13 protein-coding genes are annotated in these 16296 nt (G+C 42.2%); 11 read left to right on the top strand and 2 right to left on the bottom strand.

Annotated features, from left to right (window positions below; translation table 11 throughout):
* Positions 1-43: 43 nt before the first annotated feature.
* From ligA to pruA, 3 genes are all read left to right on the top strand, one after another.
* A complete protein-coding gene (ligA, locus tag FS608_RS25130) occupies positions 44-2053 on the top strand; it encodes an NAD-dependent DNA ligase LigA (protein WP_144555325.1) in 2010 nt (669 codons plus the stop codon).
* A 13-nt stretch (positions 2054-2066) separates the two neighbouring features.
* Positions 2067-3224 (top strand): CamS family sex pheromone protein, encoded by a 1158-nt coding sequence (locus FS608_RS25125; protein ID WP_144555302.1) that lies wholly within the window; start codon positions 2067-2069, stop codon positions 3222-3224.
* 673 nt (positions 3225-3897) lie between these two features.
* A complete protein-coding gene (pruA, locus tag FS608_RS25120; protein WP_144555301.1) occupies positions 3898-5445 on the top strand; it encodes an L-glutamate gamma-semialdehyde dehydrogenase in 1548 nt (515 codons plus the stop codon).
* A 268-nt stretch (positions 5446-5713) separates the two neighbouring features.
* Here the strand turns inward: pruA and FS608_RS30565 are convergent, their stop codons facing one another.
* Both FS608_RS30565 and FS608_RS25115 read right to left on the bottom strand, forming a co-directional pair.
* The gene (locus FS608_RS30565) at positions 5714-5875 is read right to left on the bottom strand and encodes a hypothetical protein (RefSeq protein WP_186328891.1); all 162 of its coding nucleotides are present in this window, start codon (positions 5873-5875) and stop codon (positions 5714-5716) included.
* A gap of 40 nt (positions 5876-5915) precedes the next feature.
* Positions 5916-6692, bottom strand: a complete 777-nt coding sequence (locus FS608_RS25115; RefSeq protein WP_144555300.1) for a hypothetical protein — start codon at positions 6690-6692, stop codon at positions 5916-5918.
* 194 nt (positions 6693-6886) lie between these two features.
* On the opposite strand from FS608_RS25115, the gene FS608_RS25110 reads away from it, so the two are divergent.
* The 8 genes from FS608_RS25110 (at position 6887) to aceA (ending at position 16266) form a co-directional block, all read left to right on the top strand.
* Positions 6887-7114 carry a hypothetical protein gene (locus tag FS608_RS25110; RefSeq protein ID WP_026564705.1) on the top strand — a complete coding sequence of 76 codons (228 nt, stop codon included), beginning with the start codon at positions 6887-6889 and terminating at the stop codon, positions 7112-7114.
* Between the two features lie 23 nt (positions 7115-7137).
* The gene (locus FS608_RS25105) at positions 7138-8124 is read left to right on the top strand and encodes a hypothetical protein (RefSeq protein ID WP_144555299.1); all 987 of its coding nucleotides are present in this window, start codon (positions 7138-7140) and stop codon (positions 8122-8124) included.
* A gap of 196 nt (positions 8125-8320) precedes the next feature.
* Positions 8321-10735: a nitrite reductase large subunit NirB gene (nirB, locus tag FS608_RS25100; RefSeq protein ID WP_144555298.1), complete on the top strand. Its 2415-nt coding sequence runs from the start codon at positions 8321-8323 to the stop codon at positions 10733-10735.
* A 6-nt stretch (positions 10736-10741) separates the two neighbouring features.
* Positions 10742-11062: a nitrite reductase small subunit NirD gene (nirD, locus tag FS608_RS25095; RefSeq protein ID WP_144555297.1), complete on the top strand. Its 321-nt coding sequence runs from the start codon at positions 10742-10744 to the stop codon at positions 11060-11062.
* 25 nt (positions 11063-11087) lie between these two features.
* Positions 11088-12536 carry a uroporphyrinogen-III C-methyltransferase gene (gene cobA / locus FS608_RS25090; protein ID WP_144555296.1) on the top strand — a complete coding sequence of 483 codons (1449 nt, stop codon included), beginning with the start codon at positions 11088-11090 and terminating at the stop codon, positions 12534-12536.
* 3 nt (positions 12537-12539) lie between these two features.
* Complete coding sequence (locus FS608_RS25085) at positions 12540-13178, top strand: precorrin-2 dehydrogenase/sirohydrochlorin ferrochelatase family protein (RefSeq protein ID WP_144555295.1); 639 nt, start codon at positions 12540-12542, stop codon at positions 13176-13178.
* 167 nt (positions 13179-13345) lie between these two features.
* On the top strand, positions 13346-14938 hold the full coding sequence (aceB, locus tag FS608_RS25080) for a malate synthase A (RefSeq protein WP_144555294.1): 1593 nt from the start codon (positions 13346-13348) through the stop codon (positions 14936-14938).
* 44 nt (positions 14939-14982) lie between these two features.
* Entirely contained in the window at positions 14983-16266 is a 1284-nt protein-coding gene (aceA, locus tag FS608_RS25075; RefSeq protein WP_144555293.1) for an isocitrate lyase, read from the top strand.
* The last annotated feature ends 30 nt before the right edge of the window (positions 16267-16296 follow it).

Genomic DNA, 16296 nt, shown 5'->3' with positions numbered 1-16296 from the left:
TCAGGAGCTGCTCATGAAAATCCTTTCAGAAAGGACTGGATATATGGACCTTCAAACTGCAGAAAAGAGAATTGAAGAAATAAGCAGCCAGCTAAACCACTATGGCTATGAATATTATGTGTTAGACAAACCTTCCGTACCAGATGCTGAATATGACCAATTAATGCAAGAGTTATTGGAGCTTGAGGAACAGTTTCCACAATTAAAAACGGCAGATTCCCCATCCGTAAGGGTTGGCGGTACGGTTCTTGATGTGTTTGAAAAGGTGGAGCATCGTACACCGATGCTTAGTCTTGGCAATGCCTTTAACGAACAAGACTTAAAGGATTTTGACCGCCGTATCCGTCAAGCGGTCGGTGATGATTTTTCCTATGTTTGTGAGTTGAAAATAGATGGACTTGCTGTTTCATTAAGATACGAAGATGGACTTTTTATCCAAGGAGCAACCCGTGGAGATGGGACCATTGGTGAAGATATTACCGCTAATATAAAAACGATTAAATCCGTTCCTCTCCGTCTGCGTGAAATTGTGTCGATGGAGGTCCGCGGGGAAGCCTATATGCCAAAACGTTCGTTTGAAGCTTTGAATCAAGCACGAGCAGAACGTGGCGAGGAGCTATTTGCGAACCCAAGAAATGCAGCAGCAGGGTCGCTGAGACAACTAGATCCAAAAATAGCTGCATCTAGAAGGCTAGATGTCTTTTTATATGGTATCGGTAATATTAGTGAAAACAGCGGGATCGATTCGCATAGTGAAGGTCTAGATTACCTGGATCGTCTCGGTTTTAAAACCAATCAGGAGCGAAGAAAATGCTCTTCCATTGATGAAGTCATTGATTATGTCAACAGCTGGGTGGAGAAGCGCCCACATCTTGCCTATGAAATTGATGGGATCGTTATTAAAGTAAATTCTTACGCCCACCAGGCAGCACTTGGGACAACAGCAAAAAGTCCGCGTTGGGCGATTGCTTTTAAATTCCCTGCAGAAGAAGTAGTGACGACCCTTTTAGATATCGAATTAAGTGTAGGCAGAACCGGTGTGATTACCCCAACGGCAATTCTTGAGCCAGTTAAAGTGGCAGGGACAACCGTCCAACGTGCCTCCCTGCATAACGAAGATTTAATCCGTGAAAAAGATATTAAACTAGGCGACAAAGTCGTTGTTAAAAAAGCGGGCGATATCATTCCTGAGGTAGTTAATGTCTTGGCTGATCAGCGTACAGGAGAAGAAGTGGAATTCCATATGCCTACGCATTGCCCTGAATGTGAGAGCGAACTTGTTCGTTTGGAAGGCGAAGTAGCCTTGCGTTGTATCAATCCTAAATGCCCGGCACAACTTCGAGAAGGTTTAATTCATTTTGTTTCCAGAGTGGCAATGAACATTGAAGGCCTAGGGGAAAAAGTAATTAGCCAGCTCTTTTTAGAAAAGTTAATTGAAGATGTCGCTGACATTTACAAGCTGACCCGTGAACAGCTGTTAGCCTTAGAAAGAATGGGTGAGAAATCAGCAACTAATCTAATCAAAGCCATCGAAAACTCAAAAGAAAATTCATTAGAAAAGCTTTTATTTGGTTTAGGAATTCGTCATGTAGGGGCCAAGGCTGCCAAGACGCTCGCGCAACAATTTGGTACAATGGACAAACTCGCACAGGCTTCTAAAGATGATTTACTGGCCATTAATGAAATCGGTGATAAAATGGCGGATTCGATTGTCGCCTATTTTGAAAAAGAAGAAGCAGTCGAGTTAATCAACGAATTAGCCGCTGCCGGAGTCAATATGGAATATAAGGGTGCACGACCCGTAGCTGCTGATGAGTCCGACTCTATTTTTGCAGGTAAAACAGTGGTTCTCACTGGAAAGCTTGAACAATTATCCAGAAATGAAGCCAAGGATAAAATCGAAGCGCTTGGCGGAAATGTGGCGGGCAGTGTCAGCAAAAAGACACATCTTGTCATTGCTGGTGAGGATGCGGGGTCAAAATTAACTAAAGCACAAGAACTAGGAATTGAAGTGTGGGACGAGGAGAAACTCCTAGCTGAATTAAATAAATAAGAGGTGTATCGACGTGAGAAAACTCTCATTGCTCGCTCTCTCCCTTGTCTTTTTGCTGAGTGCCTGTGCACCAAATTTTGAGAAGCAAAATGAAACGGTGCAAACAAAGGAGAAAGTAGAAGGGAAGGCAATTATTCCAAAGTATAATATTTCGGACAGCTATTATCGGACGATATTGCCATTTGAACCAGGGGAAGCACGCGGATTGGTTGTTAATAATATTAATACAAGATATGACTTAAACGAGTTTGAAATGGGGTTAATGCGAATTGCCCAAAATTCGTTTGATACCGAAAAATATTTGTTTCGTGAAGGACAGGAAATCAAGGAAAAGACCATCAGACTTTGGCTAAACCGGAAATTTACCAAAAAGCAATTAAATGATAAAGAACTAAAAGAGGCTGACAACATCGGCTTAAATCCTTTGGATACTGGTAAAAAGGGTGAACCGAGTTCACCGATTTATTTAGCCCATATCTTAGAGCACGACTATTTAATAAAAAATGATAAAGGGAATGTAACGCTTGGTGGTGTGACGATTGGCCTTGCTTTAAATTCTGTTTATTATTATAAGAAAACAGCAGACGGAGATACCTTTGAACAAAAAATCCCTCATTCAGAATTGGTCAGGGAAGGAAAGAAAATTGCAGCAGAAGTAGTGAAACGCATGAGGAACATAAAAAGCTTAAAGAATGTTCCGATTACGATTGCCTTGTTTGAACAGGCAAGTAAATCATCCGTTGTTCCTGGTAACTTTATTACTTATGCCACTGTCGACGAAGGCAGTGCAGCCTTAAACAGCTGGGAAAAGGTAGATGAAAAGTACTTTCTTTTCCCATCCACTGCTGCAAAGGATGCACACCGTGATGATTTGACCGCATTTTTAAACTTTAAGCAGGATGTAGAAGAGTACTTTCCTAATTATAATGGTGTAATCGGCAGAGCCTTTTATATCGGAGGTCAACTGCAGGATTTGAATATTAATATCCCCATTCAATTCTATGGAAAAACGGAAGGGATTGGGTTTGCGCAATATGTAACCGGACTTGTCATGGAACATTTTCCTAAGTATTTATCCGTTTCGGTAAGTGTTACTTCTGTAGATGGACCTGAAGCCTTGATTGTCCGCAAGGCGAATGAAACCGAACCATTTGTCCATATTTATCAATAAGATCCGGCATTATGCTGGGTCTTTTTTTTTATCCAAGCATGGGTCAAAAAACTAATCAAACGATTGATTAAATGTACATGAGGCCATGGTACATCTGCTTTTTTTAGGAAATTAGGAAAACTAATCAAACGATTGATTAAATGTACATGAGGCCATGGTACATCTGCTTTTATTTAGAAAAATGGGAAACTAATCAAACGATTGGTTAAATCGTGTTGAGACTATGATAAATCAGGGTAATTAAAAAAAGTTAAATAAACTAATCAATCGTTTGATTAATTCTTAATAGAGGTATGGACTAAGTATTAGTTGTTGGATTTATTACATCTTTTTTTTTAGTTGCAACCCCATTTATGTTTGAATTTAGGCCTTTATTTCGATTCGCTGATTGAACCAGAATATTCGCTGATTGAATACAGAAATTCGCCGATTGAACCTAATAATTCGCCGATAGAATATATTTCTCTACGATTTCAGAGTAATTAGAAGGGGATGTACATAGAAAAATAACAAAATTTGAGAAAAATTCACTAAAAGAGAGAATTCCACTACCTTTTATAGAATGGAAACCCTTCTATTTTTTAGAATTGACTATCAATTGCTACAAAGAAATGAAACATGTTAGAATGAAAAGTGGATTGTAAACGTTTTTAATACATAGGAGGTTTAAGAAATGGTCCAACCTTACAAACACGAACCCTTTACAGATTTTACAATTGAGGAAAACCGTCAGGCCTATCTAAAAGGATTAGAAACAGTTGAAAGTTATTTAGGTCAGGATTACGACCTAGTTATTGGCGGAGAAAGAATCAAAACTGAAGATAAAATCGTTTCCTATAACCCTTCCAATACGGAAGAAGTCATTGGCCGCGTGTCGAAAGCAAGCCAAGAACTTGCTGAAAAAGCTATGCAAGCAGCCGTTGAAGCGTTTAAAACTTGGAAAAAAACAAAAGCGGAAGTTCGTGCAGATGTACTTTTTAAAGCAGCGACGATCATTCGCCGCCGCAAGCATGAGTTTTCTGCTCTTTTAACAAAAGAAGCTGGTAAGCCATGGAGAGAAGCAGATGCAGATACAGCAGAAGCGATTGACTTCCTTGAATATTATGGACGCCAAATGCTGGCCATTAAAGATGGTGTGCCAGTTAATAGCCGTCCAAACGAATTTAACCGTTACAATTATATTCCACTAGGTGTTGGAATTATCATTTCACCTTGGAACTTCCCATTGGCGATTATGGCTGGTACGACAGTTGCAGCGATTGTGTCTGGGAACACCGTTCTATTAAAACCAGCTTCTACTACACCGGTTGTTGCAGCGAAGTTTGTAGAAGTTATGGAAGAGGCAGGTCTTCCTAAAGGCGTCTTAAACTTTGTACCAGGCAGTGGTGCCGAAGTGGGCGATTATTTAGTTGACCATAAAGATACCCGCTTTATCAGCTTTACTGGTTCACGTGATGTTGGACTTCGCATTTTCGAACGTTCTTCAAAAGTGAACCCAGGTCAAGTATGGATGAAGCGTTTAATCGCTGAAATGGGCGGTAAAGATACAATCGTCGTTGATAGTGAAGCAGACCTTGAGCTTGCAGCACAATCAATTGTTGCGGGTGCATTTGGATTCTCAGGTCAAAAATGTTCAGCATGTTCACGTGCAGTTATCGTTGAGGATGTTTATGATACCGTCTTGAACCGTGTGGTTGAATTAACGAACCAATTAACGGTTGGTGATCCTACAGAGCAAGGAACATACATGGGTCCGGTGAACGACAATAATGCGTTCAAGAAAATCATGGAATACGTTGAAATCGGCAAGCAAGAAGGGAAGTTAATGTCTGGCGGCGAAGGCGACAATTCAAAAGGTTACTTCATCAAACCAACTGTTATTGCGGACCTTGCTCCAGATGCACGTATTATGCAGGAAGAAATCTTTGGTCCAGTAGTTGGATTTACAAAAGCGAAAGATTTCACTCATGCTATTGAAATTGCCAACAACACAGAGTATGGCTTAACTGGTGCGGTAATCACAACGAATCGTGAACACCTAGAGCAAGCTCGTGAAGACTTCCATGTGGGTAACCTATACTTCAACCGTTCTTGTACTGGAGCGATTGTTGGCTATCAGCCATTTGGCGGCTTTAATATGTCTGGTACTGACTCCAAAGCAGGCGGTCCTGACTACTTATTGCTTCATATGCAGGCAAAAACAACTTCTGAAATGTATTAATAATAAAAGTAAAGCCCCTTCTCGAAGACGAGAAGGGGTTTCGATTTTCAGGAGGTTTTTAATAAGTGTACCAAACAAAAGGATTTGGTCATCATCGCCATAATGAAGACCACTTTCTTTGGTTTCCTGAAGGGATATGGTCATCATTGTCATAATGAAGACCACTATCTTTGCTTTTCCGGAGGGAATTGGTCATCATCGCCATAATGAAGACCACTATCTTTGTTTTTCCGGAGAGGTTTGGTCATCATCGTCATAATGAAGACCACTATCTTTGGTTTTCCGGAGGGAATTGGTCATCATCGCCATAATGAAGACCACTTTCTTTGTTTTTCCGGAGAGATTTGGTCATCATCGTCATAATGAAGACCATTTTCTTTAAATCTTCCGGAGGGGTTTGGTCATCACGGTAATAAATTTCAAAAATCATTTCCAAATTGACTCTTATAATACGGAGAAGGGATTTTTTATTATTTTGCTACATCTATCACAAATGGAACGGTAAATACTTTGCCATCATGCTGAAATTGGCCCCACACCTTATAGATCCCTTTTTCAGGGAACACGGTCATAAAGGTTACCTTGGGACCATTTTCTTCTGTTGTCATCGGATGGATGTGCAAATACTTCTCCACATCAGCGCTGATAGCGACCGCGTGTCCCATCGCCCCTAAATAGGGCTGTAGATCTTTAATCGGTTGGTTGCTGGCAGCATCACTTATCGTAAAATTCATGTGAACGGTCATTCCTGCCATCAACTCGTCAAAGGTGAGTGTTACTTTTTTTCCATCCACGACTTTGGTCAGTTTCCGATCTGGGACAAGAGGCTTTTCTTTTACCGTCTTTCCTTCAATCTGAACCCAGTGGCTTTCTATACTAGGGTCCCCTCCACCCTTAGGAGTAAATTCTGAGAGAAGCATATAATCTCCGCCGGCAGGAAACTTTGTGGTAAAAGCAAATTCGCCATTTCCCTTATAATTTGGATGGATGTGAGAAAAATAAGCTAAATCCTTACTAAAAACAAATAGATGCATTTTTTTCTCGTGAACCGTATCAAACGATTGAATCGGTTTATTTGAATCATCCTTAATGAACAGTGAAATGGGTATTTCCTTGTTTGCTTTTGGATGATCCGCGATCTTCCATTCGGACTTTGTAGGGATGACATCCGTAGGAGTAGTACTCATCCCATGGTCCATTCCCGACTTAGGGACTCTAATCGGATTACAAGCAGATAAAAGCGCCATGCACAAAAGGGGCACAATGACAATGGACTTTTTCAGTGGGAATTCCTCCAGTCATAGACAAACTTACTTTCTATAAAATACATTACCTAATTCAACCAATGCAAGAATTTTATGTAATTAATAAGTTCCATTGCATAGAAATAATGATAATATAGGAATAGGCAGAAGGAAGTAAAATATGGGGGATTATAGAATTGATTCCATTATATCTACTACACGTCACAACGGTTGAACACAGTGAAAGTTTACTATGGACCTTTTTACTCTGTAATATTTTTGTTGTCACAGCAGGGATAGTATTTATTTATAAATTATTTCGACAGAAGCCTGTTCGAACCGCGGGAATAACGTTTGCGATTGCTTTAGCCATCAATTATATTCTCATTGCCATCTTTGGGGATATATTCGACCTGCTTGGATGAAGTAAAGAGGGGAGATGTTATCGTTGAAATATTACCGTTTGTGGGTACTTGCCTTCCTATTAAAATTCATTGGGTCTGCATGGGATGCTTCTTATCATTTTAAATATTTATTTGAGGAATATTCAATTCCCCATATTGTCAATACGCTCGGATTTATCTTAGGGGCCTTTTTGTTATTACAAGAGTGGCGGCGTCCCCATTATATGGACCGGTTTTCAAGAAATCTTATTACCATTGGATATGTCTTATTTCTCATTGGGATTCCCTTAGATTTTACGTACCATATTGCCTATGGTATTGATTTAACAACCTGGAGTCCGACCCATTTTATATATTATATCGGAACCACTATGATGATTATTGGCGTATGGCGCGGGTACTTTATCCATACGAGAGAAATTCAACCGTCATGGAAGTCTCTTCATACGTGGTTTGCGATGTTTCTCCTTGAATGCTTGATGTTTCCAAATATGCAGCAGGAAAATGGTGCGATCTCATATGATCAATACATTCATGGAAAGTCGATTGCTTCAAAAGAAATCCTTGAATTAATCTCAGACCCCGCCTCACAGATCTTTGGCGGCATTCCAGAATGGGTATATCCGATATATTCCATCCTTATGGTCGCTGCCCTAACAATTCTAATCATTCGCTTTTGCCGGGATTATACGATCCCCGTCATGGCAACGGCACTTTATCTCTTATTACGATTTATCGGAAAAGCAGTTTTTGCCGCTGTTGGCTATCCAACCTCCTATGTTCCCATTACGCTATTATTCATTCCGTTAGGCTATTTATTAATAAGAAAAGACACTCGAGTGGCAGGTCTTGTCGGCAGCCTTGCTTACTTTCTCGCTTTGTATCTGATCCATACTTCAGGTATCCTCATCACACCGCCATTGGAAATATGGGAACTTGTACCGGTCGCAGTCATTGGGGTGCTTGTCCCAGCTATTAATTTATGGGTCCAACCATTTCTATTACAAAAAACAGAAAAAAAGATAGTTTAGGAAAAAATAGCATACTTTTGTGTGCTATTTTTTGTTCGCTATAACTATGACAAATATGTGAAAACATTCACAAAAATAATTAGAATGTGATGAACTTCACAATTTTTTTCGGCGCTAGCATTTACAATTTAACTATAAAGAAAACCTTAATAATCTTAAAAAATATTGATTTTAACATATAAGGAGCGATCCAATAATGAAAAAACTAGTGATGATCGGAAACGGGATGGCAGGGGTTAGAACAATTGAGGAGATTCTAAAAGTATCAGTTGAACCATTGGAGATCACTATTTTTGGCCAAGAGCCGTATCCAAACTACAATCGGATCAAACTATCAAATATCCTTCAAGGAGATACAAACTTTGATGATATCATTATTAATCCACTAGATTGGTATAAAGAAAATAATATTCAATTATTTACTGGTGAATCCATTGTAAAAATTGATGTGGAAACTAAACGAGTGGTTAGTAATCTTGGCCGAGAAGTCGAGTATGATGATTTGATCATTGCTACGGGTTCGAATTCTTTCATTTTGCCAATCCCAGGCGCAGATAAACAAGGTGTGACAGGGTTTCGTGATATCCATGATTGTGAAATGATGATCAAATCAGCACAGCAATATAAAAAGGCTGTCGTCATCGGCGGTGGACTCCTTGGACTAGAAGCTGCCAGAGGCTTGCTGAACTTGGGGATGACCGTTGACGTCGTTCATCTCATGCCGCATCTGATGGAGCGCCAGTTGGACCCAGTTGCTTCCTCATTCCTTAAGGCGGAACTCGAAGGACAAGGCATGAATTTTTTAATGGAAAAAGAAACGGTGGAAATTCTCGGTGACGAACGCGTTACCGGACTCCGCTTTAAAGATGGCTCACAAGTGGAAGCCGACCTGGTTGTCATGGCAATTGGAATTAAGTCGAATACAGAAGTAGCTAAAAACAGCGGAATTTATGTGAATCGCGGCATTGTTGTCAATGACTTCATGGAAACGAGTGTCCCGCATGTGTATGCAGTCGGGGAATGTGCAGAGCATCGGGAAATTATTTATGGTTTGGTTGCTCCTTTATATGAACAAGGAAAAATCCTTGCGAGCCGCATTTGCGGTATCGAAACGAACCCATATGAAGGCTCTGTTACAGGTACCCAGTTAAAGGTTGCGGGCGTTGATCTTTTCTCTGCAGGTGAAATCTTTGAAGATGGCACGACTAAATCGATCATGATCTACAATGAATACGAAGGTCTCTATAAACGAGTGTTAACTAGAAATAATCTTATCGTAGGGATTGTCCTCTACGGTGACACAAAAGATAGTACTAGATTATACCGGATGTTGACTAAAAAGGAAGACATCAACGGAGTGTCAATTTTCCATACAGAATGCAGTGCTGAAGGCGGCAGTGACGATGTGGCTTCTATGCCGAATGATGAATTAGTCTGCGGCTGTAATGGAGTCACAAAAGGCGCCATCGTTGAAGCGATTAAAACACAGGGTTTAACCACTTTAGACCAAGTGAGTCATTGTACGAATGCCGGACGCTCTTGCGGCCGTTGTAAACCAATGGTTAGCAGTATTCTCGCTCACACCCTTGGTGACCAATTTGATGAAGCAGCTGCACAAAAGACAAGCCTATGCGGATGTACAACTTTAAGCCGTGATGAAGTAGTGGCCGAAATCAAAGAAAAAGGCTTAACAAGTGTGAGAGAGGTCATGAACGTACTGGAATGGAACAATGAGGAAGGTTGTACCAAATGCCGACCAGCCATTAACTACTACCTTGGTATGATTCACATTGATGAATACAAAGATGACCGTGACTCTCGTCTCGTCAATGAAAAAATGCATGCCAATATCCAAAAAGATGGAACTTACTCTGTTGTTCCAAGGATGTATGGCGGGGTAACCACAGCAGCAGATTTGAAAAAAATCGCTGAGATTGCCGAAAAGTATGAGGTACCGCTCGTGAAATTAACGGGCGGGCAGCGAATTGGCTTGTTCGGGGTGAAAAAAGAAGACCTTCCTGCCATGTGGGAAGAGTTAGATATGCCATCTGGTTATGCCTATGGGAAAACACTTCGTACGGTGAAAACTTGTGTCGGTGCACAATTCTGCCGCTATGGCACACAAGATTCCATGGCCCTTGGAATTGAATTAGAAAAGAAATTTGAACGCCTCGATACCCCGCATAAAGTCAAAATGGGCGTATCTGCCTGTCCACGAAACTGCTCTGAAGCAGGCATTAAAGACATTGGCTTTGTCGGCATTGATGGCGGCTGGGAAATCTATGTGGCTGGTAACGGCGGGGTTGACCTCCGTGCTGGTGACCTTTTATGTACAGTGAAAACACAGGACGAAGTGATGGAGATGACCGGTGCCTACCTGCAATATTACCGTGAAACAGCTAATTATTTGGAGCGTACGTCTAAATGGGTAGAACGCGTCGGCTTGGACCATGTGAGAGAAGTGCTTGCTAACGAGGAAACGCGAAAGGCATTAAACGAGCGCATGGATAAAACATTGAAAAAGTATATTGATCCTTGGAATGAAGCGATTCAAAGTGAAGAAATCAAAGATAAATATTATGCAAATCATACAATCAAGGTAGGGGAGTGATTCCAAATGCTTCAAACAATAACTCGGATTCCAGTAGCAAACTATTCAAATATAAAAGTTCGGTCAGGCTATTCTCTTAAAATCGATGACACTGATATCGCACTTTTTAAAGTTACGAGCGGAGAAGTTTATGCGATCGAAAATCGCAGTCCACATCCAAAAGGCGGTGTTCTTTCAGAAGGCCTAGTTAGCGGTGAATATGTATATTGCCCTGTGTATGATTGGAAAATTTCTTTAAAAGATGGTAAAGTACAGGCACCGGATGAAGGTCAAGTACGGACATTTAAGGTAGAATTAGAGGACGAAATCGTGTTTATTGTCAGATAGAAGGAATGGGAAGGATTGCTGCTGGATGAAGTCAGGAAAAGTATTTTTAGTGGGAGCAGGACCAGGGGACGTTCGATTAATTACTGTAAAAGGTTTGGAAGCCATTAAACAAGCCGAAGTCATTTTATATGACCGGCTTGCCAACCCCAAACTATTGGAGTTTGCTCCTGCGGATTGCGAACTGATTTACTGCGGTAAATTACCCAATCGCCATATTATTCGCCAAGGAAATATCAATGAACTATTGGTAGAGAAGGCGCTGGAAGGTAAGCGGGTAGTCCGCTTAAAAGGAGGAGACCCTGGCGTGTTTGGCAGAGTTGGTGAAGAAGCAGAAGCCCTGGCCAAACATCAAATTCCTTTTGAAATCGTTCCAGGTATTTCATCGGGGATCGCGGCTCCTCTTTATGCAGGCATTCCTGTTACCCACCGCGAGTATGCTGAATCATTTGCAGTCGTCACCGCCCATGATAAATCGAAAGAGGGCAAACCAGTTCTCGACTGGGAAGGACTGTCCCGTGGTGTAGATACCATCGCATTTTATATGGGGGTCAGTAATTTACCGTTTATTTGCGAAAATCTAATCACATATGGGAAGCCGGCCTCAACTCCAGTCATTTTGATTCAATGGGGTACGTTTGGCCGCCAAAAAACATTACAAGGGACGCTGGCCGATATTTCTAAAAAGGTCGTGGAGGCTAAGTTTAGCAATCCGTCGATTATTCTTGTGGGTAAGGTGATATCCCTCCGTGAAAAAATCAGTTGGTTTGAAAAGTTGCCTTTGTATGGTCGGCAAATTCTGTTGGCCCGTACGAGTGAAGGCTCTAGTGAATTAGCAAAGGCATTAATCGATGGCGGAGCTGATGTAATAGAGTTTCCAAAATGGAAAAAAACCATGCTGCCGATTGATTTAACCAAGGTGGCTTCTTATGAAAAAATTCTCTTTACCTCACCAGAAAGTGTAGATGAATTTTTTACAGCGGTGGTCGAGCATGAAGTTGATATTCGAACGATTCGTGCTGACTTCTTTGGAGCCTCACGTAAATCAATAAACGCACTTAAGAAGCGTGGCTTTATCGCGGCATATGAAGATGAAATGCACTACTCCGGATCTACGCTTATTGTCGGAGATGATAGCATTTTGAAAAAAGAGATGGATGGGGCTGAGTTCATGGCGACCAGCAAGAAAGAACTAGACCATCAGTTCCTGCCTCTTTTTAAAAGAATGTTAGATGAAGCAAACTTGAACACGATGATATTCCCAAGCAGTGCCTCGGTGGAATGCTTTGTGAACGCATTAAGTGAGTGTGATTTGAATGCCGTTGAATTGTTGGAAGGGCTGCAGGTGGTCAGCATGGGTAAACAAACGGAAGATGCCGTTGTCAGTGCGGGCCTTCCTTCACATGGCTTCCCTGCAAATCCAACGAGGGAAGCTTTGGTTGAATTTTTAGCGGCAAGACCTGTTGAGGAAGTGTAAATGGTGAAATCAGGCTATCCAGTGATTCTAAGGTTAGAAGGAAAAAGCGTGGTTGTGGCAGGAGGCGGAAAAGTAGCCGAACGGAAGGTAGAAGGACTGTTAGGAACTGGTGCGAATGTCGTCGTTGTGAGCCCGGAGGCAACAGATGAAATCAGAAGGCTTAGTTGTGAGGGAAGAATCATTTGGAAACAAAAGTCTTTCTCGGGCAGCGACATTGCCGATGCCTTCCTGATTTTTGCGGCGACAAATAGTCGTGAAATCAATCAGTTGATTCAAGAATCAGCAGGTGCCCACCAACTAGTAACAATTGCCGATGATCCAGATGGCTCTAATTTTCATGTCCCAGCACACGTTCAACGCGGGTCTTTAAGCATTGCTATCTCAACAGGCGGAGCGAGTCCAACCCTGGCGAGCCAAATTCGCGAGCAGCTAGAGCAGCAGTTCGATGATTCTTATGAGGGCTATCTTGACTTTCTTGCTTCGAAACGAAAATGGATCCTGAGGGAAGTGGCAAATCCAACCTTGAAGAAAAAACTATTAAAATCTATTGTGAGCCCGGAGTTCTTAGCCAGTGACCATCGGGAAGAGGACTTTACCCAATTATATGAAACCCTTTGTAAAGAAGCGCATAATAGCAACTAAAAGGATGTCTGCGGACATTCTTTTTTTGTGGACATTAATCCAAGGTCAGGTAGTTTTTACCTATTTTTATAAAAATTTTCAGAAAAGTAGTTCCATTTTTAAAAAGTGTGTTATATAATACAAAACGTAGATTGTTTCTGTATTATAACAAAGAGGTGATGTAGTTCATGTCGACGCAAACAACAGGAATTGAAGTGGTGGGGGCAATGAAAGCCCAGTATGAAGAGATCTTAACAGATGAGGCATTAAATTTTATTGAAGAGCTAGAGCGAAAGTTTGGCGGGCGAAGAGTAGAACTGTTACAGTACAGGTCAAAACGCCAAGCGGAAATAAATAATGGAACATTGCCTAATTTCCTCCCGGAGACAAAGCATATACGGAACGGGGACTGGACGATTGCTCCTTTGCCTGATGATCTCCAAGATCGCCGGGTCGAAATTACCGGACCGACCGAACGGAAAATGGTGATCAACGCTTTGAACTCTGGCGCAAAAGTATTTATGGCCGATTGCGAGGACGCCACTTCACCAACCTGGGAAAACATAGTCGAAGGACAAATCAACTTAAGAGATGCAGTAAATCGGACGATATCTTTTGAAAATGCCAATGGCAAGAAGTATGAACTAAAGGACGAGACAGCGGTGCTGTTTGTGAGACCACGCGGCCTGCATTTAGAAGAAAAGCATATTTTGCTAGATAGCAAACCTATTTCAGGAAGTTTCTTTGATTTTGGAATGTACTTTTTCCATAACGTAAACCAACTGCTTGCGAGGGGAACAGGTCCCTATTTTTACCTGCCAAAGCTAGAAAGTCACTTGGAAGCAAGGCTGTGGAACGATGTATTTGTATTTGCGCAAGAGAAACTGGGGATTCCGAATGGAACTATTAAAGCGACCGTTTTACTTGAAACCATCATGGGCGCCTTTGAAATGAACGAGATTTTATTTGAGCTAAAAGACCACTCCGCAGGATTGAATTGCGGAAGATGGGATTATATCTTCAGTTACTTGAAAAAGCTGCGTCAACAAAAGGATGTTATACTACCCGATCGCTCACAGGTAACGATGACTGTTCCGTTTATGCGTTCTTATTCGTTACTAACGATTCAAACCTGTCATCGCCGCAAGGCACCAGCGATTGGCGGAATGGCTGCCCAAATTCCAATTCGCAATAACCCGGCTGAGAATGAAGAAGCCTTTGCTAAAGTGCGCGCTGATAAAGAGCGTGAAGCCCGTGACGGTCATGATGGAACATGGGTAGCACATCCAGGTCTGGTCCCGGTTGCTCTGGAGGTATTCAACCGTGAAATGCCGGTTGCCAACCAAATCCATACGAGCAAACAACTGAAGATTACTGTGACCGCTCAAGATTTGCTTGAGTCACCAGGTGGGACGATTACGGAAGAAGGCGTTCGTTTGAACATCAATGTCGGGATTCAATATGTAGCTTCGTGGCTAAGAGGCAATGGCGCAGCCCCGATTCACAACTTGATGGAGGATGCAGCAACTGCTGAGATTTCACGGGCCCAGCTGTGGCAGTGGATTCGCCACCCCAAAGGGATTCTGAACGACGGAAGGAAAGTCACAGTGGAAATGTATGAGCAATATAAGCTGGAGGAATTGCAAAAAATTAAACAGGAAATGGGTGAACCGGCCTTTGAGGGCGGCCGATTCGACGAAGCTGTTGAATTGTTTGACCGGTTGATTCTGAATGAGGAGTTTGCGGATTTTTTAACTCTGCCGGGGTATGAGCTGATCTAGTTTTTAACAAAAAATACTTAATAGATTAATAGGAGGAATAGAAAATGACAAATTCAAGAGTCACGCAATTACAAGAAAGCTGGGAAATGGATAGCCGTTGGAGAGGGATTACGAGACCATACACTGCCGAGGATGTTATCAAACTTCGCGGGTCGATTGATATTGAGCACACATTGGCTCGAAAAGGGTCCGAAAAACTTTGGAAACTATTAAATGAAGAAGACTATGTAAATGCCCTAGGTGCGTTAACCGGTAATCAGGCAGTCCAGCAAGTAAAAGCAGGGCTAAAAGCCATCTACTTAAGCGGCTGGCAGGTAGCAGCTGACGCCAATCTGTCCGGACATATGTACCCTGACCAAAGCTTATACCCAGCGAACAGTGTACCAAATGTGGTCAAAAAGATTAACCAGGCCTTGCAGCGTGCAGATCAAATCCACCATGCGGAAGGCGATCACTCTGTCGATTGGTTTGCCCCAATTGTCGCTGATGCTGAAGCCGGCTTTGGCGGTCAATTAAACTGTTTCGAGTTAATGAAAGGCATGATTGAAGCAGGTGCATCCGGCGTCCACTTTGAAGACCAGCTTTCTTCCGAGAAAAAATGTGGTCACTTAGGAGGGAAGGTATTGCTGCCAACACAAACAGCGGTTCGCAACCTGATTGCTGCTCGTCTAGCTGCGGATGTTATGGGGGTCCCAACTGTACTAGTAGCCCGGACAGACGCTAACGCAGCTGACTTAATCACCAGTGATATTGATATAAATGATGCACCGTTTATTACGGGTGAACGTACAGGCGAAGGTTTCTTCCGTGTGAAAGCGGGGATTGACCAAGCAATCTCCCGCGGGCTGGCTTATGCGCCATATGCAGATCTTGTTTGGTGCGAAACATCAGAGCCGAATCTTGAGGAAGCAAGACAATTTGCAGAAGCCATTCATGAGCAGTTCCCAGGTAAGCTTCTGGCATATAACTGTTCACCATCCTTCAACTGGAAAAAGAAACTCGATCAAGAAACGATTGCGAAATTCCAAGTAGAACTTGGGAAAATGGGCTACAAGTTCCAGTTCGTTACTCTCGCTGGCTTCCATGCTCTAAACCACGGCATGTTTGAGTTGGCCCGCGGCTATAAAGAACGCGGCATGGCAGCATACTCCGAATTGCAGCAAGCTGAATTTGACAGCGAAAAATATGGCTACACGGCCACACGTCACCAACGTGAGGTAGGTACAGGTTACTTTGACCAAGTTTCCATGATTATTACAGGTGGGACTTCATCAACAACCGCATTAAAAGGCTCAACTGAAGCCGAACAGTTTACAGGGAAAAACTAAGAGACGATCCTTCTCTCCGTTTTGGGGGGA

The sequence above is a fragment of the Bacillus sp. X1(2014) genome, assembly GCF_007678255.1.
Note: the sequence above shows the minus strand (reverse complement) of the source record. Positions and strands in the feature narration are given on the sequence as shown.